22 protein-coding genes are annotated in these 22894 nt (G+C 68.7%); 4 read left to right on the forward strand and 18 right to left on the reverse strand.

What is annotated here, in order from left to right; genetic code table 11:
* Position 1: 1 nt before the first annotated feature.
* Positions 2-1228, forward strand: coding sequence for a DUF1501 domain-containing protein (locus ACOEQ2_RS04740; protein ID WP_419730234.1), 1227 nt, complete (start codon positions 2-4; stop codon positions 1226-1228).
* Between the two features lie 5 nt (positions 1229-1233).
* Here the strand turns inward: ACOEQ2_RS04740 and ACOEQ2_RS04745 are convergent, their stop codons facing one another.
* The 11 genes from ACOEQ2_RS04745 to purB all read right to left on the reverse strand — a co-directional run bounded on the left by ACOEQ2_RS04745 (position 1234) and on the right by purB (position 11275).
* Positions 1234-3414 carry a xanthine dehydrogenase family protein molybdopterin-binding subunit gene (locus ACOEQ2_RS04745; protein WP_419730235.1) on the reverse strand — a complete coding sequence of 727 codons (2181 nt, stop codon included), beginning with the start codon at positions 3412-3414 and terminating at the stop codon, positions 1234-1236.
* Positions 3415-3481: 67 nt separating this feature from the next.
* Entirely contained in the window at positions 3482-3838 is a 357-nt protein-coding gene (locus tag ACOEQ2_RS04750) for a hypothetical protein (RefSeq protein ID WP_419730236.1), read from the reverse strand.
* A 118-nt stretch (positions 3839-3956) separates the two neighbouring features.
* Entirely contained in the window at positions 3957-4292 is a 336-nt protein-coding gene (gene grxD / locus ACOEQ2_RS04755; protein ID WP_419730237.1) for a Grx4 family monothiol glutaredoxin, read from the reverse strand.
* 34 nt (positions 4293-4326) lie between these two features.
* Entirely contained in the window at positions 4327-4557 is a 231-nt protein-coding gene (locus ACOEQ2_RS04760) for a BolA family protein (protein ID WP_419730238.1), read from the reverse strand.
* A 27-nt stretch (positions 4558-4584) separates the two neighbouring features.
* A complete protein-coding gene (gene purL, locus ACOEQ2_RS04765; protein ID WP_419730239.1) occupies positions 4585-6792 on the reverse strand; it encodes a phosphoribosylformylglycinamidine synthase subunit PurL in 2208 nt (735 codons plus the stop codon).
* Complete coding sequence (gene purQ, locus ACOEQ2_RS04770; protein WP_419730240.1) at positions 6789-7472, reverse strand: phosphoribosylformylglycinamidine synthase subunit PurQ; 684 nt, start codon at positions 7470-7472, stop codon at positions 6789-6791. The genes purL and purQ overlap by 4 nt, the downstream gene beginning before the upstream one ends.
* A 19-nt stretch (positions 7473-7491) precedes the next feature.
* Positions 7492-7881, reverse strand: coding sequence for a Rap1a/Tai family immunity protein (locus ACOEQ2_RS04775; RefSeq protein WP_419730241.1), 390 nt, complete (start codon positions 7879-7881; stop codon positions 7492-7494).
* Complete coding sequence (purS, locus tag ACOEQ2_RS04780) at positions 7878-8120, reverse strand: phosphoribosylformylglycinamidine synthase subunit PurS (protein WP_419730242.1); 243 nt, start codon at positions 8118-8120, stop codon at positions 7878-7880. The genes ACOEQ2_RS04775 and purS overlap by 4 nt, the downstream gene beginning before the upstream one ends.
* Positions 8117-8881, reverse strand: coding sequence for a phosphoribosylaminoimidazolesuccinocarboxamide synthase (purC, locus tag ACOEQ2_RS04785; RefSeq protein WP_171834422.1), 765 nt, complete (start codon positions 8879-8881; stop codon positions 8117-8119). Before purC ends, purS begins: the two co-directional genes overlap by 4 nt.
* 144 nt (positions 8882-9025) lie before the next feature.
* The gene (locus tag ACOEQ2_RS04790) at positions 9026-9778 is read right to left on the reverse strand and encodes an NRDE family protein (protein ID WP_419730243.1); all 753 of its coding nucleotides are present in this window, start codon (positions 9776-9778) and stop codon (positions 9026-9028) included.
* Between the two features lie 141 nt (positions 9779-9919).
* The gene (gene purB, locus ACOEQ2_RS04795) at positions 9920-11275 is read right to left on the reverse strand and encodes an adenylosuccinate lyase (protein ID WP_419730244.1); all 1356 of its coding nucleotides are present in this window, start codon (positions 11273-11275) and stop codon (positions 9920-9922) included.
* A 120-nt stretch (positions 11276-11395) separates the two neighbouring features.
* Here purB and ACOEQ2_RS04800 point away from each other — a divergent pair, with 120 nt between their 5' ends.
* A complete protein-coding gene (locus ACOEQ2_RS04800) occupies positions 11396-12055 on the forward strand; it encodes a YjbE family putative metal transport protein (protein WP_419730245.1) in 660 nt (219 codons plus the stop codon).
* 6 nt (positions 12056-12061) lie between these two features.
* Here the strand turns inward: ACOEQ2_RS04800 and ggt are convergent, their stop codons facing one another.
* The 3 genes from ggt to ACOEQ2_RS04815 all read right to left on the reverse strand — a co-directional run bounded on the left by ggt (position 12062) and on the right by ACOEQ2_RS04815 (position 16049).
* Positions 12062-13924, reverse strand: coding sequence for a gamma-glutamyltransferase (gene ggt, locus ACOEQ2_RS04805; protein WP_419730246.1), 1863 nt, complete (start codon positions 13922-13924; stop codon positions 12062-12064).
* Positions 13921-14730 (reverse strand): type I methionyl aminopeptidase, encoded by an 810-nt coding sequence (gene map / locus ACOEQ2_RS04810; protein ID WP_419730247.1) that lies wholly within the window; start codon positions 14728-14730, stop codon positions 13921-13923. The genes ggt and map overlap by 4 nt, the downstream gene beginning before the upstream one ends.
* 161 nt (positions 14731-14891) lie before the next feature.
* Positions 14892-16049 (reverse strand): D-alanyl-D-alanine carboxypeptidase family protein, encoded by a 1158-nt coding sequence (locus ACOEQ2_RS04815; RefSeq protein ID WP_419730248.1) that lies wholly within the window; start codon positions 16047-16049, stop codon positions 14892-14894.
* Positions 16050-16377: 328 nt separating this feature from the next.
* On the opposite strand from ACOEQ2_RS04815, the gene clpS reads away from it, so the two are divergent.
* Both clpS and clpA read left to right on the forward strand, forming a co-directional pair.
* Positions 16378-16722, forward strand: a complete 345-nt coding sequence (gene clpS, locus ACOEQ2_RS04820; protein WP_419730249.1) for an ATP-dependent Clp protease adapter ClpS — start codon at positions 16378-16380, stop codon at positions 16720-16722.
* 247 nt (positions 16723-16969) lie between these two features.
* Positions 16970-19333 carry an ATP-dependent Clp protease ATP-binding subunit ClpA gene (clpA, locus tag ACOEQ2_RS04825; RefSeq protein ID WP_419730250.1) on the forward strand — a complete coding sequence of 788 codons (2364 nt, stop codon included), beginning with the start codon at positions 16970-16972 and terminating at the stop codon, positions 19331-19333.
* A 128-nt stretch (positions 19334-19461) separates the two neighbouring features.
* On the opposite strand, the gene ACOEQ2_RS04830 is transcribed toward clpA, so the two are convergent.
* The 4 genes from ACOEQ2_RS04830 to ACOEQ2_RS04845 form a co-directional block, all read right to left on the reverse strand.
* A complete protein-coding gene (locus ACOEQ2_RS04830) occupies positions 19462-20868 on the reverse strand; it encodes an inorganic phosphate transporter (protein ID WP_419730251.1) in 1407 nt (468 codons plus the stop codon).
* Between the two features lie 86 nt (positions 20869-20954).
* Positions 20955-21854 (reverse strand): polyphosphate kinase 2 family protein, encoded by a 900-nt coding sequence (locus ACOEQ2_RS04835; protein WP_419731136.1) that lies wholly within the window; start codon positions 21852-21854, stop codon positions 20955-20957.
* A complete protein-coding gene (locus tag ACOEQ2_RS04840; RefSeq protein WP_419730252.1) occupies positions 21851-22603 on the reverse strand; it encodes an SDR family NAD(P)-dependent oxidoreductase in 753 nt (250 codons plus the stop codon). Before ACOEQ2_RS04840 ends, ACOEQ2_RS04835 begins: the two co-directional genes overlap by 4 nt.
* A complete protein-coding gene (locus tag ACOEQ2_RS04845; protein WP_419730253.1) occupies positions 22600-22887 on the reverse strand; it encodes a hypothetical protein in 288 nt (95 codons plus the stop codon). Before ACOEQ2_RS04845 ends, ACOEQ2_RS04840 begins: the two co-directional genes overlap by 4 nt.
* Between the last annotated feature and the right edge of the window lie 7 nt (positions 22888-22894).

Consider the following 22894-nt stretch of genomic DNA (forward strand, 5'->3'; position numbering starts at 1 on the left):
GATGTCGATCCCCGCCGCCCTCCTTACCCGGACGCTGACCAGGCGGGCCGCCCTGCTCGGGCTCACCGCCGCCTGGAGCCTGGGCCCCGCCTCCCTCGCCCTGGCCGCGGCTCCCGTGGCCGCCAGTCCGCTCCGCGATCGCCGCTTCGTCGTGGTGATCCTGCGCGGGGCACTCGACGGCATGTCCGCAGTCGTGCCCTACGGCGACCGCGATCTGGCCGGCTGGCGCGCACCCTTGCTGCCACCGCCGCCCGGCCAGCCAAACGGCCTGCTGGATCTCGGCGGGTTCTACGGCCTGCACCCGTCGCTCGGCGGGATGCACCGGCTCTACGCGGCGGGCGAACTGCTGCCGGTGCATGCGGTCGCCGGCGGCTATCGCAGCCGCAGCCATTTCGAGGCGCAGGACTATCTGGAGAGCGGCGCCGACCAGCGCCTGACCAGCGGCTGGCTGAACCGCGCGGTCGGAGCGCTGCCGTCGGATCCGGCGGCACCCGAAGGCGAGGGCCTGGCAGTCGGGCTCTCGATGCCGTTGCTCCTGCGTGGCCCCACGCGGATCGGCGCCTACTCGCCCGAGGTCGGGCAGGCCCCCTCACCCGACCTCTATGCGCGGATTGCCGCACTGAACGCACCCGACCACCTGACCGGTCCGGCGATCGCGCAGGCGCTATCCGACCGTGGCTTCACCGCCAGCACGCTCGGCACTTCGGCTCCCGACAAGAGCGCCGGCGCATTCCCGGTGCTGGCCGATACCGCCGGGCATCTGCTGGCCGCCGAGCATGGCCCGCGGATCGCCGCCCTCGAGATCGGCGGCTGGGACACCCACGCCGGTCAGAAGCAGCGGCTGCAACAACCGCTGGCGCAGCTCGATGCGGGGCTGATGGCGTTGCGCGACGGTCTGGGCCCGGCCTGGCGTGACACCGTCGTGCTGGTGATGACCGAGTTCGGCCGCACCGTCCGGATCAACGGCACCGGCGGTACCGATCACGGCACCGGCACGGTCGCGTTCCTGGCCGGCGGTGCGGTCGCGGGCGGTCGCGTCGGCGGCACCTGGCCCGGGCTCGGCCAATCGCGGCTGCTGGACAATCGCGACCTGGCACCCACCACCGACCTGCGCGGCCTCGCCAAGGGCGTGCTGTCGGCACATCTCGGCATCCCGGGCCCGGCGCTGGAGCGGATCTTTCCGGGCAGCCACGACATCTCGCCGGTCGGCGGCCTGCTCCGCGCCTGAGGGGACTACGCCAGGGCGGGGAGGACGGCCATCACGTGTTCGACCCGGATCGGCAGGTCGCGGAAGCGGTGCCCGGTGGCGTCGAACAACGCGTTGGCGATCGCCGCATTCACCCCGATGACGCCGAGCTCGCCCAGCCCCTTGATCCCGGCCGGGTTCGCCTCGGGATCCGTGTCCTCAAGCATGATCGCGGTCATGTCGCCGCAATCGGCGTTCACCGCCACCAGGTAGTCGGCGAGGTTGGCGTTGAGCAGGCTGCCGGTCTGTGGGTCGACCTCGCCGGCCTCCAGCAGCGCCGAGCCGAGCCCCCAGATCATGCCTCCGAGCAGCTGGCTGCGGGCGGTGAGCGGGTTGAGCACACGGCCCGCGGCGAACGCGCCGACATGCCGCGACACCCGGACCTCGCCGGTGACGGCATGCACCCGCAGCTCGACGAAATGCGCGCCGAACGACCAGGCGAGCTTGCCCTTGGGTGGGGTGGCCAGCTGGAAGTGACCCTGCTGCAGCCTGTCGATCGCCGTCTCGTCCATCCCCGGCGGGATGTAACCGACCTCGATGTCGATCGCCGCGCCCGGAGCGCGAGGTGCCGACCGCCGCGCCTGCATCTGGTCGCACGCCTGGTCGAGCGCGTTGACCATCGTGCTGGTGGTGGACGAGCCGCCCGACAGCCCGGATGGCGGCAGGCCGGTGTCGCCGAGCAGCACCTCCACCTGGTCGATCGGCACGTCCAGGCGATCGGCCGCCTGCATGGCGAGCAGGGTCATGATGCCGTTGCCGATCTCGTGGTGTGCCGCCTCGACCCGCACATGGTCGTCGGCCGTGAGCACCAGGCGCAGCATCGTCGGCCCGATCTTGGCCGGGCGCGCGGCCGACGCACAGCCCTGCCCGACCAGCCAGTCGCCATCCCGCCGGGTGGCCGGTATGCGCGGGCCAGCCACCCAGCCGAACGCCGCCGCCCCCGCATCGAAGCAGCGCATCAACGGCCGGGTGGTGAACGGATCGCCGGTCACCGGGTCGCGCAGGGTGTCGTTGCGGCGGCGCAGCTCGACCGGATCGATGCGCAGCGCGTGGGCCAGCTCGTCGACGGCACTCTCCAGCGCGAACAGGTACGGCACCTCCGGCGGTGCGCGCATCGGCCCCGGCGTGTTGCGATCCACCCGCACCACCCGCTCCTCGGAGGCGATGTTCGGGCACGCGTAGAGTGCGGTGGTGACGTCGGTGCCCTCCATCGCGAACACGTCGAAGCGTGAACTGGAGGCCGTTGCGGTGTGCGACAGCGCCGTCAGCCGGCCGTCGGCATCGGCGCCGAGCCGGATGCGGTGCCGGCTGTCGGGCCGGTGCGTGGCGATGGTGAAGTTGTCCGGCCTGGTGGTGAGCAGCCGCAGCGGCCGCCCGACCCGACGCGCCGCGATCGCCGCCAAGGCCGTGTGCTGCGACAACCCGAACTTCGAGCCGAAATGGCCACCGATGAAGCGCGACACCACCCGGATGTCGGATGGATCCATTCCGAGCTGGACCGCGAGCCCGTTGCGGACGGCGCCGACGTAGCGGGTCGGCTCATGCACGGTGAGCCGGTTGCCGTCCCAGATGCAGGTGCAGCTCACCAGCTCGACCGCATTGTGGAACTGGATCGGCGTCGTGTAGCTCTGCTCGATGACACAGGCGGCCTGACCAAGCCCGGTCTCGACACTGCAGGCGTGTCGATCCTCGAAGCCGTCCCGGAGCGCCGAGAGCGGCTGACCCTGGGTCTCCCGCGCGTCGAGCATCACCACATGCGGGCTGGCCTCGTACTCGATTCGGAGTGCCAGCGCGCCTTGCCGGGCGGCCTCGCGGCTCTCGGCCACAACCAGTGCCACGATCTGTCCGGCATAGGCGATGTCAGCGGATGCCAGCGGGCGGAAGGTGCTGTTGGTCCAGCCGGACTGCATCAGGTGACCGATCGGGGCGACCGCGTCGGCGACGTTCCGATGGCTGAGCACGTCGAGTACGCCCGGCACGGCCATTGCCGCGGACGTATCGAAGCGGGTGATCCGGCCCCGTGCGATCGGGCTGGTCCGCAGCGCTGCATGGACCAGGCCGTCGACCCGGGTATCACCGGGAAAGGTGGCTGCCCCGGTAACCTTCACCCGCCCATCGACCCGCGGATGCGGCGACTCGAGAAGCGGCGGCGCGTCGCGGAGGCTCACGATGCGCCTAGCCGCGCACCTTCAAACGCCGACACCGACCGAGGCCGAGCCGGCGTGGATCGATCGCTCAGGCCCGGTGGCGGTGATGCGCAGTTGCGTAGTGTGTCGGAACGCTGACCGGCATGCGCACGGCCCGCGAATAGGAGGCCAGCCGGATCGCCCGGACCGACCGCCCACGCACGGGCTCTGCCCAGGCGGCGCGGGTCCAGGCCGGATGCGCCCATGCGTTCCGAACGCTGCGGTAGGCAACCACCCGGCGATAGACCGGCGCCGGCGTTGCTGTCAGGGCGTCGAGGGTCAGCTTGCCGGCCTCGTTGTCGGTCACGACATGCTGCGCCATCGCGGCGGGAGCCAGAGCCGATCCGGCGGAGATCGTCAGGAAACAGGCGAACAGGCTTCTGGCGACAACTGCACGAATGGCCACGGACAACCCCCAGGATCAATTCTCTGTTCCTGGATGTAACCGATACGCTATCCCGGACTCCCGGGTAAAGCACCATCCGTGCCGTTCCGCATGCAGAAGGGAAAGCGTGTCCCGCAGGTTACGCCGCGTTGACCGGGACGCCCTTCTCGACGAGCAGCGTCTCGAGCTCTCCGGACTGGAACATCTCGGTGACGATGTCGCAGCCGCCGACGAGTTCGCCCTTCACGTAGAGCTGGGGGATCGTTGGCCAGTTGGAGAACGCCTTCACCCCTTCGCGCAGCTCGGGATCCTCGAGCACGTTGGCGGTCTGGAACGGCACCTGCAGGTGCGACAGGATCTGCACCACCCGCGCCGAGAACCCGCATTGCGGGAACATCGCGTTGCCCTTCATGTAGAGCATCACCGGGTTGGCATCGATCTCGCTCTGGATGCGCTGGGAAACGGTCTCGGCCATGGCTTTGGCTCCTGCAAATGTGGGTCGGGTCGGATCAGGGGGCGTTGGTCTGGATCGCCAGGGCGTGCAGCGCGCCGCCCATGTGGCCGGAGAGGGCGGCATAGACCAGCTGGTGCTGCTGCACGCGCGAGCGGCCGCGGAACGCCTCGCTCACGACTGTGCAGGCATAATGGTCACCGTCGCCGGCCAGGTCCTCGATGGTCACCTGCGCGTCCGGCAGCGAGGCGCGGATCAGTGTCTCGATCTCGGATGCGGCCATCGGCATGGTTGGTGTCTCCGCGGCGACGCGTCTCTAGCGGTCCATCAGCGCCGGGAAGAAGGCCTGGTGGGTCGCGCGAAGCCGTGCCAGCGATATTGTGGCCCCGCTCGGCAATGTCAAACCATCGCCGCCGGTGCGTCCCAGGACGCGCGCTTCGATACCGGCCCGTCTGGCCGCCTCGACCAGGTCGGCGCCGTGCGTCACCGCCAGCAGGTAGCGACCCTGGTCCTCGCCGAACCAGTAGGCGCAGGGCGGCATCCCGGAGGCCGGCACGTCCAGCACCACGCCGACACCGCCGGCCATCGCCATCTCGGCCACGCCCACCAGTAGCCCGCCGTCCGACAGGTCGTGGCAGGCGACCACGGCGCCCGACAGGATCCGAACCCGCACGAAGTCGCCGGTGCGGCGTTCGGCGGAGAGATCGAGCGGCGGCGGCGCACCCGCCTCGCGGCCATGGATCTCGCGCAGCCACAGCGACTGCCCGAGCGCGCCGTCGGTGCGGCCCAGCAGCACCAGGTCGAGGTCAGGCTGCAGCGCGAGCCCGATCGACTGGGCGGCATTCTCGAGCACGCCGAGGCCGCCGATCGCCGGCGTCGGCAGGATCGCGATGGTGGATCCGTCCGGCGCGCGGGTCTCGTTGTAGAGCGACACGTTGCCGCTCACGACCGGGAAGTCGAGCGCCCGGCAGGCCTCGCCCATCCCGGCGATGGCGTCGGCGAACTGGCCCATCACCTCGGGCTTCTCGGGATTGCCGAAATTCAGGTTGTCGGTGACGGCGAGCGGCCGCGCCCCCACCGCCGTCAGGTTGCGCCAGGCCTCCGCCACCGCCTGCGCGCCGCCCAGCCTGGCATCGGCTGCGACATAGCGCGGCGTGCAGTCCGTGGTCAGCGCCAGCCCGATCGTGGTGCCGGGGACCTGCACCACGGCCGCATCGGCGCCACCCGGACGGCGCACGGTCTGGCCACCGACGGTGCTGTCGTACTGGTCCCAGACCCAGGCACGCGACGCGATATCCGGGCAGCCGATCAGCCGGATCAGCGCGTCCTCGATGCCGACCGGATCGCTGATCGGGCCGAGCGCCTCGGGAGCCGGGCTCGGCGCGGTCGGGCGGTGATACAGCGGCGCCTCGTCGGCCAGCGGCGCCAGCTCGATATCGGCCTCGATCCGGCCCTGGTGGCGCACGACGATGCGGCCGGTATCGGTCAGGTGGCCGATGACCGCGAAATCCAGCTCCCACTTGTCGAAGATTGCGCGCGCCACCTCGGTCCGGTCCGGCCGGATCACGATCAGCATGCGCTCCTGGCTCTCGGACAGCATCATCTCGTAGGCGGACATGCCGGTCTCGCGCTGTGGCACGTCGTCCAGGTCGAGATCGATACCGACGCCGCCCTTGCCGGCCATCTCGACCGACGAGGAGGTCAGCCCGGCTGCCCCCATATCCTGGATCGCGACGATCGCGTCGGTCGCCATCAGCTCCAGGCACGCCTCGATCAGCAGCTTCTCGACGAACGGGTCGCCGACCTGCACCGTCGGGCGCTTGGACTCCGCATCCTCGGCGAACTCGGCCGAGGCCATGGTGGCGCCGTGGATGCCGTCGCGGCCGGTGCGGCTGCCGACATAGATCACCGGATTGCCGATGCCCGCCGCCGCCGACAGGAAGATCCGGTCCTGGCGCGCCACGCCGACGGTCATCGCATTGACCAGCGGGTTGCCGTCGTAGGACGGGTGGAAGTTGATCTCGCCACCGACCGTGGGCACGCCGACGCAGTTGCCGTAGCCGCCGATGCCGCGCACCACGCCATCGACGATACGTCGCGTGTTGGGGTTCTCCGGGCTGCCGAACCGCAGCGCGTTCAGGTTGGCGACGGGCCGCGCACCCATGGTGAACACGTCGCGCAGGATGCCGCCGACGCCGGTGGCCGCACCCTGGAACGGCTCGATGAAGCTCGGATGGTTGTGGCTCTCCATCTTGAAGATGGCGGCGAGCCCCTGGCCGATATCGACCACGCCGGCATTCTCGCCAGGCCCGTGGATCACCCAGGGTGCCGTGGTCGGCAGCGTTTTCAGCCACACCCGCGACGATTTGTAGGAGCAGTGCTCGGACCACATCACCGAGAAGATGCCGAGCTCAGTCAGGCTGGGGGTGCGGCCCATGATCGCCAGCACCCGGCCATACTCGTCCGCGGTCAGCCCGAATTCGCGGGCGAGGCCGGCATCGACGATACGCACGGCGGCGCTCAATGGACCAGCGCCCGCACCAGGCCCGCAAACAGCGCCTTGCCGTCGACGCCACCCATCAGCGGATCGACCAGGTCCTCGGGATGCGGCATGAGCCCGCATACTCGCATGTTCTCGCTGAACACGCCGGCGATCGATCGGGCACTGCCGTTCGGGCTGACCAGCGCGCCGTCTGGGGTCGCATACCGGAACGCCACACGTCCCTCGCCTTCGAGCCGGTCCAGCGTGTCCTCGTCGGCCACGTAGTTGCCGTCGCCATGCGCGAGCGGCGCCCGGAACAGGTCGCCGGTGCGCCAGCCCTGGGTGAATGCGGTGTCGTCGCGCTCCACCCGCAGGTGGCAGTCGTGGGACAGGAAGCGCATGCCGGCATTCCGCAGCAGCGCGCCCGGAAGCATCTGCGCCTCGGTCAGGATCTGGAAGCCGTTGCACACGCCGAGCACGTGACCGCCGGCCTCGGCAAACGCGCGCACCGCGGTCATGATCGGCGAGTGTGCCGCCATGGCGCCGGAGCGGAGATAGTCGCCGTGGCTGAAGCCGCCCGGCAGCACCACCAGATCGAGCGCCGGCAGCTCGGTGTCGCGGTGCCAGAGCATCACCGGCGCGTGGCCGCTGGCACCTTCAAGCGCGATCGCCATGTCACGCTCCCGGTTGGTCCCCGGGAAGACGACGATGCCAGCCTTCATCAGAAACGGGCCTTCATGGCTACTTGCCCGCACCCGGGACACAGGGGAATTGGGCGAGCAGCGCCGCATGCACGGCCGGGCCGACATCGCCCTGCAGCTTGTCGCTGTGCGAGGAGAGCCACGTCATGACGGACATGCGCAAGGCGGTGCCGGACATCGGCGGCACGCAGATCGTCGGCACCACGCGTGGCTTGCCGTCGGGTCCCTTGCCGACGCTGCTTTCGCTCAACGTCACACCGTCCGACAGCCCGCTGATATAGGCGTCGCACACTGTTCCGCCGGCGCGTGCCTGGCAGTTCTGGAAGAACCGCGCGGCGGGCAACGCGCTCAAACGCTGCGCCTGCGCACCGGTGGCGGACCCCGCCACCGCGATCGACGCCAGCAGCAGCGCCGTGTTCAGCTTGCTCATCGCACTACCTCGGTCGTGAAGGTTTCGATCACCAGGTTGGCCAGCAGCTTGCGGCCCATCTCGTCCGCCTGCGCCTTGGCACGGCCAGGGTCGGTCTCGTCCAGCTCGAGCTCGATCACCCGTCCTGCGCGAACGGTGCCGACGTTCGGGAAGCCCAACGTGTGCAGCGCATGCCCGATCGCCTTGCCCGGCGGATCCAGCACTCCGTCCTTGAGCATGACAGTCACGCGGACCCTCACTGCATCACCTCGGGACCTTTCATGTCGTTGTTCCCGGCCTCCGGAAGGATGCCGAGACGCTTCGCGACCTCCTGGTAGGCCTCCTCGACGCGGCCCATGTCGCGGCGGAAGCGGTCCTTGTCGAGCTTCTCGCTGGTCTTGGTGTCCCACAGGCGGCAATTGTCCGGGCTGATCTCGTCGGCCAGCACGAGGCGCATGTCCTCGTTCTCCCACAGCCGGCCGAACTCCAGCTTGAAGTCGACCAGCGTGATGCCGACGCCCAGGAACAGCCCGGTCAGGAAGTCGTTGATGCGCAGCGCCAGCGCCACGATGTCGTCCATGTCGGCGGTCGAGGCCCAGCCGAATGCGGTGATGTGCTCTTCGGCCACCATCGGGTCGTTCAGGCTGTCGTTCTTGTAGTAGTACTCGAGGATCGACCGCGGCAGGCGGGTGCCCTCCGGGATCCCAAGCCGCTTGCTCAAGCTGCCGGCGGCGACGTTGCGCACCACGACCTCGAGCGGGATGATCTCGACCTCGCGGATCAGCTGCTCGCGCATGTTGAGCCGGCGCACGAAATGCGTGGGCACGCCGATATCGTGCAGCCGCAGCATCAGATGCTCGCTGATGCGGTTGTTCAGCACGCCCTTGCCGGTGATGATGCCCTTCTTGGCGCCGTTGCCGGCAGTGGCATCGTCCTTGAAATACTGGACCAGCGTGCCCGGCTCGGGACCCTCGAAGAGGATCTTGGCCTTTCCTTCATAGAGCTGTCGACGGCGGGCCATGACGGTCCTTTTACAGGCTGTGCAAGCCGGTTCCGGCGGTGCGGGCGCGGTATAGCAGCGTCCGATCCCCGATGATACAGCAGCGCCTGGACACCGCCGTGCCGGACACTCCCGCCAGGTGACGGCTGTCCGATCGGCGGCTGCTCAGGACGCGACAGCGACGCGATCGGCGACGAACGATATCGCCTCGAACGGCACCCGGTCCGGCGGTCCGGCGGCGAACATCCAGCTCGGAGGCTGGTCGGCGCTGCCCGGCAGCCCGACCATGGAGGAATTGCTGGTGCCGAAGCCCGATCGGGGCGGAATGTTGAGCTCACTGCCGGCCGGGAGCGACCGGTCCGACAGCAGAGCCGTCCAGCTTCCCCAGTCCGGCGGAGCAGGGCGTGCAGCGGCCTGGAACCGCGGCAGGTGGCGGCCGATCCGCGGGATTGTCATGTCATCGGGTGCTGCGGTCGCAACCATGTGCAGGCCAGGCTCGAGCGGCGTGATCTCGGCGTGGCCGTAACCGAGCCCGCACAGATAGAAGGCGCCATGCCGATCGGCGATGATCATGTTGTAGGAGCGGTAGCGTCCGGCATCGGTCGCCGCCACCGCCTGCGCCGCCTGCTGCGCCGTCGCCTCGGCCACCGCGATCAACGGCAACTCGCCCCGTGAGCGCTTGCCCGGCGCCGGACCCAGGCTGCCGACCCGGTTCAGCACCGCTGCAATCACCCCGCCATCGCTGACCGCAAGCCAGGTGCCGCCGCCCGGCACGTCGCGAGGTCCCATGACATGGGGATGATCCGGCCAGTGGCGACCAGGCCCTTCCCACGGACGCTCCAGCCGCTCATCGCGGTTGGCGGCGATGAGGAGCGGCCACTGATCGCCGGGAGTGGTCGAGACGATGACGGTGCACACGATCTATTGAACCCGAAGCCTGCAACCGCCATACGGCGGGACCACACGATTATGCCGCAATGCGACATGGACGACGTGGACTGTCAATGGCGGCATCTGCAGACCCGTCCTGTCGTTACAACACTCTGTTAATCCTACTGCTCACTCCGCCTGCGCCGGGCCCGCCTCGCCGAAGACGCGCGTGTAGCTCGCATCCAGCGCCGCCAGATGGCGCATCGAATCGGTCGCCCGGTCGAGCAGTTCCGGCGACACCCGGCCGGCGACCTCGGGGTCCGAGTCGAGGTTCTCGCGGAAGCTGCGGGCGGTGCCGCTGCCGAGTGCGGTCCAGGTCAACATCGCGTTGCGCTGTACGATCCGGTACGCGTCCTCGCGCAGGATGCCGGCGCGTGCGAGCTCGAGCAGCACCTCGCCGGAGTGCACGACGCCGCCCAGGCTCTCCAGGTTGGCCAGCATCTGCTCGGGGTAGATCACCAGCTTCTCCATCATGCCGGCCAGGCGCGAGAGCGCGAAATCCAGGCCGATGGTGGCGTCGGGGCCGATATTGCGCTCCACCGACGAGTGGCTGATGTCGCGCTCGTGCCAGAGGGCGACGTTCTCCAGCGCCGGGATCGCGTGGCTGCGGACCAGCCGCGCCAGGCCGGTCAGGTTCTCCGACAGCACCGGGTTGCGCTTGTGCGGCATCGCCGAGCTGCCCTTCTGCCCGGGATGGAAGAACTCCTCCGCCTCGCGCACCTCGGAGCGCTGCAGGTGCCGCACCTCCACGGCCAGCCGCTCGATGCCGCTCGCCACCACCGCCAGCGTGCAGAAGAACGCCGCATGGCGGTCGCGCGGGATCACCTGGGTGGAGACCGGCTCCGGGGTCAGCCCCAGACGCGCCGCCACGAACTCCTCCACCCGCGGATCGACATGCGCGAAGGTGCCGACCGCGCCGGAGATGGCGCAGGTGGCGATCTCGGCGCGCGCGGTCAGCAGCCGCTGCCGGTTGCGGGCGAACTCGGCGTAGTGGCCGGCGAGCTTCAGCCCGAAGCTGGTCGGCTCGGCGTGGATCGCGTGACTGCGGCCGATGGTCAGGGTGTGCTTGTGCTCGAACGCCCGGCGCTTGAGGGCTGCCAGCACCGAGTCGATATCGGCCAGCAGCAGGTCGGACGCCTGGGCGAGCTGCACCGCGAAGCAGGTGTCGAGCACGTCCGACGAGGTCATGCCGAGATGCACGAAGCGGCTCTCCGGCCCGATCTTTTCCGCAAGCCAGGTCAGGAAGGCGATCACGTCGTGCCGGGTCTCGGCCTCGATCGCGTCGATGCGCGCGAGGTCGTCCGCAGAGAACGCAGCCATCGCGGCATCGCCACGGCTGCGGATGTCGGCCGCCGCCTGCTCGGGCACCAGCCCGAGGGCGGCCATCCCCTCGACGGCGAGCGCCTCGATCTCGAACCAGATGCGGTAGCGGTTTTCCGGCGCCCAGATCGCGGCCATCGCCGGACGTGAATAGCGTGGAACCATGAAGACATCCTTAAACGAGGTGGAGGGGCGCCGACCCTGACCGGGACTGCTTATGCCGATTGCAGAATGGCTTTAAGCACGGACCGCGCTTCAGTGCAGGCGTGATCCGACGGAGTGCCCATGCCGATCCCGCATCATCTGCTGCCGCAACTGCTCGACCTCGCCCAGGTCCTGGTGATCGACCTGACGCTGGCCGGCGATAATGCGGTGGTGGTTGGCATGGCGGTGCTGGGACTGCCGAAACGCGAGCGACGGATCGCGATCCTGTTCGGCATCATCGCCGCCACCGTCATCCGGATCGCGCTGGCGACGGTCGCGCTGCAGCTGCTGGCGATCGTCGGGCTGATGCTGGCGGGCGGGCTGCTGCTGCTCTGGGTGTGCTGGCGGATGTTCCGCGAGCTGCGGGTCCAGCACCAGACGCGGGCAAGTGGGGTGGTGGTCGCCGAGGACGGTCCCGCCGCGCCGGGCGCCATGCGGAGCGCGATGCTGCGGATCATCCTCGCCGACCTGTCGATGAGCCTGGACAACGTGCTCGCGGTAGCCGGGGCCGCGCAACAGCATCTCTGGGTGCTGATCACCGGGCTGGTGGTGTCGGTCGGGCTGATGGGAGCAGCGGCCTCGTTCGTCGCCGGGCTGCTCGAGCGCTACCGCTGGATCGCCTGGGTCGGGCTGCTGATCGTGCTGGCGGTGTCGATCGAGCTGATGGTGAAGGGCAGCCACGACGTCATGCGGCACGGACACTGGCCGGCATGGCTGCCGGCCTTGCCGCGCTTCGGTTGAACGCCGCTACTCGCCGACCGCAGCGCCGCCAGGGTGACGCAGATCGAGACCGCCATAATAGCCGCCCCTGGCACCGCCCGCAGACGCCGCCAGCGATGCGCCGCCGGCCAGGATGCCTTCGGCCGAGCCCCAGTTCTCGTGCGGCTTGACCTGGTAGCCCATCGCCTGCAGCCCCGCCACGACGTCCGGCGAGAGCGCGCCGGCTTCCGCCTCGATCGGCGCCGGCATCCATTGCTCGTGGATGCGCGGCATGTTGACCGCCTCGGCGATCGTCTGGCCGCCATCCACCACCGCCAGGATGGCCTCCAGCGTGATGGTCGGGATCCGCGATCCACCGGGGCTGCCGATCACCATCACCACATGGCCGTTGCGCGACAGGATGGTGGGCGACATCGACGAAAGCGGGGTCTTGCCGGGCGCCACGGCATTCGCCGTTGAACCGACCAGGCCATACATGTTCGGCGAGCCCGGCTTGGAGGCGAAGTCGTCCATCTCGTCGTTCATGACGATACCGGTGTGGCCCGCCACCACCTTGGCGCCGAACCAGCCATTCAGGGTGTAGGTCACGGAGACCGCCCTGCCCTCCTGGTCGATGATCGAGAAGTGCGTGGTTTCGGGCTTCTCTCCCGCGGCGGGCCTGGCACCCGCTTGCGCCACGCGCTGCGGCTTTGGATCGAGCGGCGTCAGGCTGCTGGATGGCACCGCATGATCGGTCGGCGTGTCGTGGCGGATCGCGGCGGCGTAGGCCGGATCGACCAGCCTGGTCACCGGGTTGTGCACGAAGGCCGGGTCGCCCAGGTTCTGCCGGTCGCTGAAGGCATGCCGCATCGCCTCGACCTGGCGCTGCACCCCGGCTGTGGAACGCAGCCCGAGCGCGTGCAGGTCGTCGCCATCGAGGATGTTGAGGATCTCGCACAAGGCCACGCCGCCACCACTCGGCGGAGGTGCGGTGTCGATGGTGAAGCCGTGATAGCTGCAACGAACCGGTGGCAGGATGCGGGTGTGGTAGGCGGTGAAGTCGGCCGTGGCCAGGATGCCACCATCCTTCCGGCTTGCGGCGACGATGGCCGCAGCAATCGGACCGCGGTAGAACGCCGACGCGCCCCCCCGGCTGATCCGCTCCAGCGTGTCCGCGAGTTCGGCCTGCACGAAGCGTTCGCCGGCCTCGTACGGCGTGCCGTCGGAATGCAGGAAGATGCGCGCGGCATCGGGATCATGCGCGAAGCCGTCGGTGGCGGTGTGCAGCAGCATCACGTCGCCAGGCCCGAGGACGTAGCCGTCGCGGGCCAGGCGGATCGCCGGCGCCATCACGACGGCGCGCTTCAGGTGGCCCCAACGGGTCAGCGCCTCATCCATGCCGGCAACCGTGCCGGGGACGCCCACGGCTTTCCAGCCATCCTCGGACAGGCCAGGCACCACGTTGCCCTGTGCATCCTGAAACATCGTGGCGGTGCCGGCGAGCGGGGCATGCTCGCGAAAATCGAGGAACAGCGCGGTCCCGTCGGGCTGGCGCAGCGTCATGAAGCCGCCGCCGCCAATGTTGCCGGCTGCCGGATAGACCACTGCGAGCGCGTAGGCGACGGCCACCGCCGCATCGACCGCATTGCCGCCCTGGCGCAGGATCCCGGCCCCGACCTCCGAGGCCAGCTTCTGGGCGGTCACCACCATGCCGTGGCGGCCATACACCGACACCGGATGTGCCGGAACCGCAGCCGCCGGACCGAAGGCGAGCGGGTCGCCACCCTCCCACCCCCCGGGAGCGGCGGCCGGAGCGGGCGTGGCTGCAGGGGGTGGCGCGGCAGAGGCCAGCGACGAGACGGTGAGCGAGGTGGCAAGTGCAACCGCCAGCGAACGCACGGGTCGCCTCATGCGGCGGTTGCGTACGGAGGACGGGTCAGGCCGGCCGGCGACAGGGTGAAGATCTCGCAACCCTCCTCGGTGACGCCGATCATGTGCTCGAACTGTGCCGACAGGCTGCGGTCGCGGGTGACCGCTGTCCAGCCATCGTCGAGCACCTTCACGTCCGGGCGGCCCGCATTGACCATCGGCTCGACGGTGAAGAACATGCCCGGCCGCAGCACCGTGCCCTCGCCCGGCCGGCCGAAATGCAGGATGTTCGGCGGCTCGTGGAAGCGGCGGCCGATACCATGGCCGCAGAAGTCGCGCACCACGGAGAAGCGGTTGGCCTCGACGTAGCTCTGGATGACGTGGCCGACATCGCCCAGTGTCGCACCCGGTTTCACCACCGCCAGGCCGCGCATCAGGCAGTCGTAGGTGACGTCGATCAGCATCGCAGCCCGGCGCGACACCGTGCCGACCGTGTACATCCGGCTGCTGTCGCCGTACCAGCCATCGACGATCGACGTGACGTCGATGTTGAGGACGTCGCCGTCGAGCAGCCGCCGGTCGCCGGGAATGCCATGGCAGACGACGTGGTTGATCGAGATGCAGCAGGATTTCGGATAGCCGCGATAGTTGAGGGTCGCCGGAATGGCGCCGCGCTCGAGGGTGAACTCGTGGATGATCCGGTCGAGCGTGTCGGTGCTGACGCCGACCTGAACATGCGGGGTGATCATGTCGAGGGTTTCGGCAGCCAGTCGCCCGGCCGCCCGCATGCCTTCGAAATCTGCCGGCGAGTGGATGATGATCCGACGCCCGTCCGTCTCGCCGTCCATGTCTGGCACCTTTCCTGGGACCTGCTGCCTATGCACCGGTCATGCCGCGGCCGCGCAACCGAGGCTGCGACCGTCAACGCACAGGACTGTCATATGGTGCGCGGCAATACGCAACCACGCCCGGCGGCGAGCAGTCGACCGACCAGGCAGGATCCGGCAGCTCAGCCCTTCTGGTAACGGCCCCGGCCATGCGCGTGACCGTGCCCGGTCACCCTGCCGACGGCGGCGGCGAAATGCACCCGCGCACCGGTCAGTCGGACCCGCGGGCCATGACCTCCACCGGACCGAACCATGGCCGAACCATGCGCCGCCGCCAGCCGCAGCATCAGCCGGCTGCCTCGGAAGCGGGCGACGTGGCGTCCGAAACGGCCCTGGCGAAGCACCGGAGCAGCCTGGCTGTCGCCGAGCGTGTCGGAGGCAAGCACCAGCGGCATGCGACGGGCCCGCATCATCGGCCGCGCCTCGACCGGCACGCCCTCCTGCTGGAAGCCCTGGTCGAGCAGCTCTGCCATCACCGCGCTGCGCTGCGGGTTGGTGCGCGCGCCCAGCACGATGCCGATCAGACGCACGTTGCCGCGCACCGCCGAGGTCACCAGGTTGCGGCCGGCATCGACGGTGTAGCCGGTCTTGAGGCCGTCGGCGCCCGGGTAGATCTGCAGCATCGGGTCATGGTTCATGACCTCGCGGCCGTGGAACATGAACGCCGGCACGGAGAAGTAGTGGTACTGGTCCGGGAAATCCTGGATCAGGTGACGGGTCAGGGTGGCGAAATCCCGCGCCGTCGAGACCTGCTCCGGATCGGGCAGCCCTGACGCGTTGCGGAAGGTCGTGTTGCTCATGCCGAGCGAGCGCGCCTTCTGGGTCATCATCTGCGCGAAGGCCTGCTCGTCGCCCTGCGCCAGCAGCTCGCCAAGGGCGCACGCGGCATCGTTCGCCGATTTGGTGACGAGCCCAAGGATCGCCTGCTCCACCGTCAGGTAGCTGCCAGGCACCAGGTCGAGCTTGGACGGCTCCATCGAGGCGGCATGGCTGGAGACCGGCACCGCCTGGTCTAGCGAGATCCGGTTGGCTCGGATCGCATCGAACGCAAGATACAGCGTCATCAGCTTGGTCAGGCTGGCGGGATAGCGCTGGAGGTCGGGATTGCCCTGCTGCAGCACCGCGCCGGTGTTGGCGTCCATCACGAAGGTGCTGAGCTGGCCGACATACTGGGCCCGCGCCGAGACCGGAGCCGCGACGACGCCCACCACGGCCATGCCGAACAGCGCGCCCAGGCTCGCAGCCTTCGTCAGTCGCTTCGACCAGCCACGCGTCGGCATTTGGGCACCAGCAAGGGTTGCCGGACCTGAAGCGCCATGATCCTCGAAACGTGGCGCCATCTGCACCCCCTCGCTATCTCTGTCGATACTATTGGCACGTAAATCTTACGTCCAGGTTAATTCCACGAATGCCAACGGCTTGGCACTGATCCTTGGGGGTTGGAGGCAACTCCTGACCGCAACCTCATCAGGCAACGGTCCGTGCTTTTCCGGCAGCTGGGTCTTTCACCGCGCGTCGGAGTTCCAATATGGTGCCAGCATGCGCTCCGACGTTATTTCTACCGGCCCCAGCGCCGGTTTTCGCAAGCTTCGCCAGGTCCCAGCACGTATGAGCGACCCCCACCTCAGCGACAACGACAAGACCAACAATCCCGACCTGCCAAATGTCGGCGTGGTGGTGAAGTCGCGTCCCAAGACGCGCAAGCCTGCCATGTACAAGGTGTTGATGCTGAACGACGATTACACGCCGATGGAGTTCGTCGTGCACGTGCTGGAGCGCTTCTTCCAGAAGTCGCGGGACGAGGCGACGCGCATCATGCTGCACGTCCACAAGCGCGGCGTCGGTGTGTGCGGCGTCTATACCTATGAGGTTGCCGAGACCAAGGTCACCCAGGTGATGGATCTGGCGCGCCAGAACCAGCACCCGCTGCAGTGCACGATCGAAAAGGACTGAGGCGGCCATCGCGCCAGGTTCGGACCGCCCGCTGGCGGGGATGTAAACGCCGGCGCACGCTCCCATCTCCAGTGGCCGGCGAGCCGGCCCTCGAGCGGCCAGCACCCTCCAAATTCTAAACCGGTTTTTTACTGGCCTTCTGTAGATTTACCTCCAAGATGACGAATGGTCGCGAGGCGATGCGCGACGGTGACTCAGCTTGGTTGGCTGCAGTCCGTCTGGTCCGATCGGCGAAGGAGCGTCAACCATGCTATCACGCAACCTGGAACAAACGCTGCACCGTGCCCTTTCCCTCGCGGGTGAGCGCCGGCACGAGTACGCCACCCTCGAGCATCTGCTGCTGGGCCTGGTCGATGACGGGGACGCGGCGACGGTGCTGCGGGCCTGCGGCGTCGACCTCGACAAGCTTCGTGCCGACCTGACCGAGTTCCTCGACAAGGACCTGGCCGGCCTTGCCTCCGACCGCTCCAGCGAGCCGAAGCCGACCGCCGCCTTCCAGCGCGTCGTGCAGCGCGCGGCAATCCACGTGCAATCCTCCGGACGCGACGAGGTGACCGGCGCCAACGTGCTGGTCGCCCTGTTCTCCGAGCGCGAGAGCCACGCCGTGTACTTCCTGCAGCTGCAGGACATGACCCGGCTCGACGCGGTCAACTTCATCAGCCACGGCATCGCCAAGGCGCCGGGCCGCACCTCGTCCCGGCCGACCCAGGGATCCGCCGGCAGCGGCGACACCCCGGAAGGCGAGCGCGAGGAGCGTGGCCGTGGCGGCTCGAAGCAGCAGGACGGGCTGTCGGCCTATTGCGTCAACCTCAACAAGAAGGCGCAGGCCGGCAAGATCGATCCGCTGATCGGGCGCGACCAGGAGATCGAGCGCACCATCCAGATCCTGTGTCGCCGCACCAAGAACAACCCGCTCTATGTCGGTGATCCGGGCGTCGGCAAGACCGCGATCGCCGAGGGCCTCGCCAAGCGCATCGTCGAGGGCGACGTACCCGAGGTGCTGGCCAAGTCGACCATCTACGCGCTCGACATGGGCGCGCTGCTCGCCGGCACCCGCTACCGGGGCGATTTCGAGGAGCGGCTGAAGGCGGTCGTGACCGAACTCGAGGCCAACCCGGGCGGCATCCTGTTCATCGACGAGATCCACACGGTGATCGGTGCCGGCGCGACCTCGGGCGGGGCGATGGATGCGTCGAACCTGCTGAAGCCGGCGCTGGCCCAGGGCACGCTGCGCTGCATCGGCTCGACCACCTACAAGGAGTTCCGCCAGCACTTCGAGAAGGACCGGGCGCTGGTCCGTCGCTTCCAGAAGATCGACGTGAACGAGCCGTCGGTCGAGGATGCGGTCAAGATCCTGCGCGGCCTGAAGGTGAACTACGAGAAGCACCACAAGGTCCGCTACACCGACGAGGCGATCCGCGGCGCCGTCGAGCTGGCGGTGAAGTACATCCACGACCGCAAGCTTCCGGACAAGGCGATCGACGTCATCGACGAGGTCGGCGCGTCGCGTATGCTCCAGCCGGAGGAGAAGCGCCGCAAGGTCGTGACGCTCCGCGACGTCGAGGAGATGGTCGCCAAGATCGCCCGCATCCCGCCCAAGAGCGTGTCCGCGGACGACAAGGAGACGCTGCGGTCGCTCGAGCGTGACCTGAAGTCGATGGTGTTCGGCCAGGACCGCGCGATCGAGGCGTTGTCGGCGGCGATCAAGCTGTCCCGTGCCGGCCTGCGCGACAGCGAGAAGCCGATCGGCAACTACCTGTTCTCGGGCCCGACCGGCGTCGGCAAGACCGAGGTGGCCAAGCAGCTCGCCAGCACGCTGGGCATCGAGCTGATCCGCTTCGACATGAGCGAGTACATGGAGCGGCACTCGATCTCGCGGCTGATCGGCGCCCCGCCGGGTTATGTCGGCTTCGACCAGGGCGGCCTGCTGACCGACAGCATCGACCAGCATCCGCACGCGGTGCTGCTGCTCGACGAGATCGAGAAGGCGCACCAGGACCTCTACAACATCCTGCTGCAGGTCATGGATCACGGGAAGCTCACCGACCACAACGGCAAGACGGTCGATTTCCGCAACGTCATCCTGATCATGACGACCAACGCGGGTGCGGCCGACCTGACGCGCGAGGCGATCGGCTTCGGCCGTGACAACCGTGCCGGCGAGGACGAGGAGGCGATCAAGCGCATCTTCACGCCCGAGTTCCGCAACCGCCTCGACGCGATCATACCGTTCGCCGGCCTCACGCCGGAGATCGTCGGGCGCGTGGTGGAGAAGTTCGTGCTCCAGCTCGAGGCGCAGCTCGCCGACCGCAACGTCACCATCGAGGTGTCGTCCTCGGCCAAGGAGTGGCTGGCGGAGCGTGGCTACGACCGTCTGTATGGTGCGCGCCCCCTCGCTCGCGTCATCCAGGAGCACATCAAGAAGCCGCTCGCCGAGGAGCTGCTGTTCGGCAAGCTGGTGCATGGCGGTGCGGTCAATGTCAGCCTGAAGGACGGCAAACTGGCCTTCGACTATATCGGGAATTCGGCCCCCGCGCCGAAGCCCGACGACGAGGAGGATGGCGACGGAGACGGCAGCGGTTCGGAGCGCGAATCCGAAGCCGCGCAGTAGCACCGGATCACGATCGAGAGGCGGGGACCTTCACGGGTCCCCGCCTTTTCTGCATTTCGAAGCCTGGCGGTAATCCCGGTGACTGCCCCGTTCCGGAACGCCTGCTCCAGCAGCCGTCGCGTGGCCGTTTACAAGTTCGGGTTGTCCAGGACGTAGAACAGCCCGCCCGCCAGCAGCATCGTCACCGGCAGCGTGAACAGCCAGGCGAGCCCGATCCGCACCAGCATGGAGCGCTGCACCCCCTGGCCGCCGGCGATCATCGTCCCGGCGATGCCCGAGGTGATGATGTGGGTGGTGCTGACCGGCAGCCCGGTAAAGCCTGCGGTGCCGATCAGCACGGCCCCGACCAGCTCGGCACTGGCGCCCTGCCCCGGTGTCATATGCTGCTTGCCGAGCCGCTCGCCCAGCGTCTGCACGACGCGCTTGTAGCCGACCATCGTCCCGATCCCGAGGCACAGCGCGCTCAGCACCCGCACCCAGACCGGCGCGAAATGCACCGGCGGCCCCAGCTTCTTGCCGAGATCCTTGGCACGCGCCTTGTCGGCAGCGGACAGCCTGGGCGTCTCGCCAACGTGCTTCAGCTCGCTCAGCACCTGGTAGATGTCGCCGCGCAGGCGGGATTTCGTCGCCTGGGTTCCGCCCTGCGACGGCGCGGACGCGGCGATCTTCGGCGCCGACGGCCCGAAATTCTGCAGCTCGGTCGCCGCGGCAACGCCCTGGTCCTTGCGATCGTCACCGTACTGCCGGATCAGCGGGATCGCGGCGGCCGCGTTCTGGCTGAGTTCGGCCAGTTGCGTCGGCGCGTTCGGGTTCAGCGCGAAGGTCGCCGGCATCAAGCCGATGATCGTCAGCATGATCAGGCCGATGCTCTTCTGGCCGTCGTTGGTGCCGTGCGAGAAGCTCACGCCGGTGCAGGTCAGCACCAGCAGGCCCCGCAGCCACCAGACCGGGGGCTCGCCCTCCTTCGGCGGCTCGAACAGGCTGCCCTTGCGGACCACCAGCCGCAGCAGCGCATACAGCCCGCCGGCACCGATCAGCCCGAGCACCGGCGAGATCGCCAACGCCTCCAGCACCTTGATGATCTGTGTCCAATCCACGCCCTGGCCGAGGGCGCGCGACTGCATCAGCGCGTCGCTCGCCGCCACGCCGATCAGCGCGCCGATGATGCAATGCGAGCTGCTGTTGGGGATGCCGAAGAACCAGGTCAGCACGTTCCAGAGCAGCGCCGAGGCGAACAGCGACACCAGCATCGGCACCGCAGGCGCACCGTTCGGCGGCGTCAGCACATCGGGCGGCAGGATCTCGACGAGCGCATAGGCGACCGCGATGCCGCCGACCAGCACGCCGACGAAGTTCATGATGCCCGACAGGATCACCGCCGGGATCGGCTTCAGCGTGTTGGTATAGATGACCGTGGCGACGGCGTTGGACGTATCGTGGAAGCCGTTGGTCGCCTCGAAGGCCAGCACCAGCACGAAGCAGAACACCAGCATCGCGATGACGATGCCGGAGGCGGGGTCGAAATGGGCGAGCATGCGGCGTCCTCTCCAGAGCACCGGTCAACGCCCGTTCAGAACCCCCGCCGCATGACGCCCGTGTGAAATTACAACAGCCGGCCTGATCAGGTCTCGGCCTCGAGCTGCTTCCTTGCCTTCTGCAGCTTCGCCTTGTCCTCGGCGTCGAGGGTCGGCACCGGGAGTGGAAGCTTCTCCAGCGCCTGGATCATCGCCTCCACCACGATCAGCCGGGCGTACCACTTGTTGTCGCCCGGCACGACCATCCAGGGCGCGTCCGGCGTGGCAGTGGCGGCGATCGCATCCTCGTAGGCGGTCTGGTACTGGTCCCAGTAGCCGCGCTCGGCGAGGTCGCTGGCACTGAACTTCCAGTGCTTGTCGGGGTCGTCCAACCGGGCCAGGAAGCGCTTGCGCTGCTCCTCCTTCGAGATGTGGAGGAAGAACTTCAGCACGATCGTGCCCTGGCGGCCGAGATAGGCCTCGAAGTTGCGGATGTCGCGGTAGCGGTGCTTCCAGAATTTATGCGCCCGCACCTCGTCCGGCAGGTTCTCGTGGTCGAGCGCCTCGGAATGCACGCGGGTGACCAGCACCTCCTCGTAGTGGCTGCGGTTGAAGATGCCGATATGGCCCCGCATCGGCACCGCCTGGTGCACGCGCCACAGGAAGTCGTGCGAGAGCTCCACCGGCCCCGGCTGCTTGAACGACGTCACCGACACGCCCTGCGGGTTGATGCCCGACATGACGTGCTTGATGGTCCCGTCCTTGCCGCCGGCATCCTTGGCCTGGAACACCGCCAGCAACGCCCAGCGCCCGTTCGCGAACAGCGCCTCCTGCAGCTTCGACAGCCGCTCGACGCCCTCCTGCAGCAGCAGCTTGCCCTCGTCCTCGTCGATCGCGATTCCGCCGGTGTCGGACGGGGGGTGGTCGGCGAGGCTGAAGCCCTTGGGCGAGGTGATGCGGTAGCGTTTCAGCAGCGCCTTGCGTTGCTCGGCATGCACGGACGTCAGCCCTCCCGCTTCACCGCAAGAGCTGCCGGCGCCTGGCTCAGCGGCATCATCTCGATCCGGTTGATGTTCACCCGCCGCGGCAGGCCGATCACCCAGGCGATGGTCTCGGCGATGTCTTCGGGCAGCAGCGGGTCGGCGCCCTTGTAGATCGCCGCGGCCTTCTCGTCGTCGCCGAAGCGGACGTTGCTGAACTCGCTGCCGCCGACCAGGCCGGGCTCGATGTTGGTGACGCGCACGCCGGTGCCGATCAGGTCGGCTTTCAGGTTGAGCACGAACTGGGCGACGAACGCCTTGGTGGCGCCATACACGTTGCCGCCGGGATACGGATAGGTGCCGGCGACGCTGCCGATGGTCACCACGTGGCCGCTGTTGCGCGCGACCATCCCGGGCAGCAGTGCCCGCACCGGTCCGAGCATGCCGCCGACGTTGGTGGCGACCATGCGGTCCCAGTCCTCGAGCGCATTCTGCCAGGCGGGGCCCAGCCCCAATGCGAGGCCGGCATTGGCCACCAGCACGTCGATGTCGCGCCACTCCGGCGGCAGGCTTCCCGGCAGGTCGGCCACCGCACGGTGATCGGTGACGTCGAGCTGCACGGGCAGCAGGTTGGGGCCGAGCTGTGCGGCAAGGCTGTCGAGCCGTTCACGACGGCGGCCGGTGGCGATCACCCGGTGCCCGTCACCGACCAGGCGTTCCGCGGTGGAGCGGCCGAACCCGGCGGTGGCGCCGGTGATGAAGACGGTAAGGCTCATGGTATCTCCAGATCTGCTGGCGGGTCGGTGACTTCCGGTTCGGCAACGCAAAAGCGCGCCGTCAGCTCCGCCTGGCTGGCGAGACGGCGACCGTCCGGGCCGAACAGCCGGAGGTCGCGCCAGGCCGGCGCCGGCAGCAGTTCGGCCGCCCGCTTGAGTGCCGCCTGCTCGGTGCCGAAATGCTCCTGGCGGTCGACCGGCCGGCCCCTGATGGCCCACTCCTGGCCCGGTGGAAGCGGGATCCCCGGCACCGGGCTATCGAGATAGGCGAGGGTGAACGGCATCGGGCAC

The sequence above is a fragment of the Lichenicola sp. genome, from assembly GCF_965198575.1.
Lineage (GTDB): Bacteria > Pseudomonadota > Alphaproteobacteria > Acetobacterales > Acetobacteraceae > Lichenicola.

What these genes read in the sequence shown, in the direction of transcription:
- ACOEQ2_RS04815 (WP_419730248.1), bottom strand. Translation starts at nt 16,049, where the DNA reads ATGCCGACGCGTGGCTGGTCGAAGCGACTGACGAAGGCTGCGAGCCTG.
- ACOEQ2_RS04740 (WP_419730234.1), top strand. Translation starts at nt 2, where the DNA reads ATGTCGATCCCCGCCGCCCTCCTTACCCGGACGCTGACCAGGCGGGCC.
- ACOEQ2_RS04830 (WP_419730251.1), bottom strand. Translation starts at nt 20,868, where the DNA reads ATGCTCGCCCATTTCGACCCCGCCTCCGGCATCGTCATCGCGATGCTG.
- ACOEQ2_RS04775 (WP_419730241.1), bottom strand. Translation starts at nt 7,881, where the DNA reads ATGAGCAAGCTGAACACGGCGCTGCTGCTGGCGTCGATCGCGGTGGCG.
- ggt (WP_419730246.1), bottom strand. Translation starts at nt 13,924, where the DNA reads ATGAGGCGACCCGTGCGTTCGCTGGCGGTTGCACTTGCCACCTCGCTC.
- ACOEQ2_RS04845 (WP_419730253.1), bottom strand. Translation starts at nt 22,887, where the DNA reads ATGCCGTTCACCCTCGCCTATCTCGATAGCCCGGTGCCGGGGATCCCG.
- purB (WP_419730244.1), bottom strand. Translation starts at nt 11,275, where the DNA reads ATGGTTCCACGCTATTCACGTCCGGCGATGGCCGCGATCTGGGCGCCG.
- ACOEQ2_RS04760 (WP_419730238.1), bottom strand. Translation starts at nt 4,557, where the DNA reads ATGCCGATGGCCGCATCCGAGATCGAGACACTGATCCGCGCCTCGCTG.
- ACOEQ2_RS04800 (WP_419730245.1), top strand. Translation starts at nt 11,396, where the DNA reads ATGCCGATCCCGCATCATCTGCTGCCGCAACTGCTCGACCTCGCCCAG.
- purQ (WP_419730240.1), bottom strand. Translation starts at nt 7,472, where the DNA reads ATGAAGGCTGGCATCGTCGTCTTCCCGGGGACCAACCGGGAGCGTGAC.
- clpA (WP_419730250.1), top strand. Translation starts at nt 16,970, where the DNA reads ATGCTATCACGCAACCTGGAACAAACGCTGCACCGTGCCCTTTCCCTC.
- grxD (WP_419730237.1), bottom strand. Translation starts at nt 4,292, where the DNA reads ATGGCCGAGACCGTTTCCCAGCGCATCCAGAGCGAGATCGATGCCAAC.
- clpS (WP_419730249.1), top strand. Translation starts at nt 16,378, where the DNA reads ATGAGCGACCCCCACCTCAGCGACAACGACAAGACCAACAATCCCGAC.
- map (WP_419730247.1), bottom strand. Translation starts at nt 14,730, where the DNA reads ATGGACGGCGAGACGGACGGGCGTCGGATCATCATCCACTCGCCGGCA.
- ACOEQ2_RS04840 (WP_419730252.1), bottom strand. Translation starts at nt 22,603, where the DNA reads ATGAGCCTTACCGTCTTCATCACCGGCGCCACCGCCGGGTTCGGCCGC.
- purC (WP_171834422.1), bottom strand. Translation starts at nt 8,881, where the DNA reads ATGGCCCGCCGTCGACAGCTCTATGAAGGAAAGGCCAAGATCCTCTTC.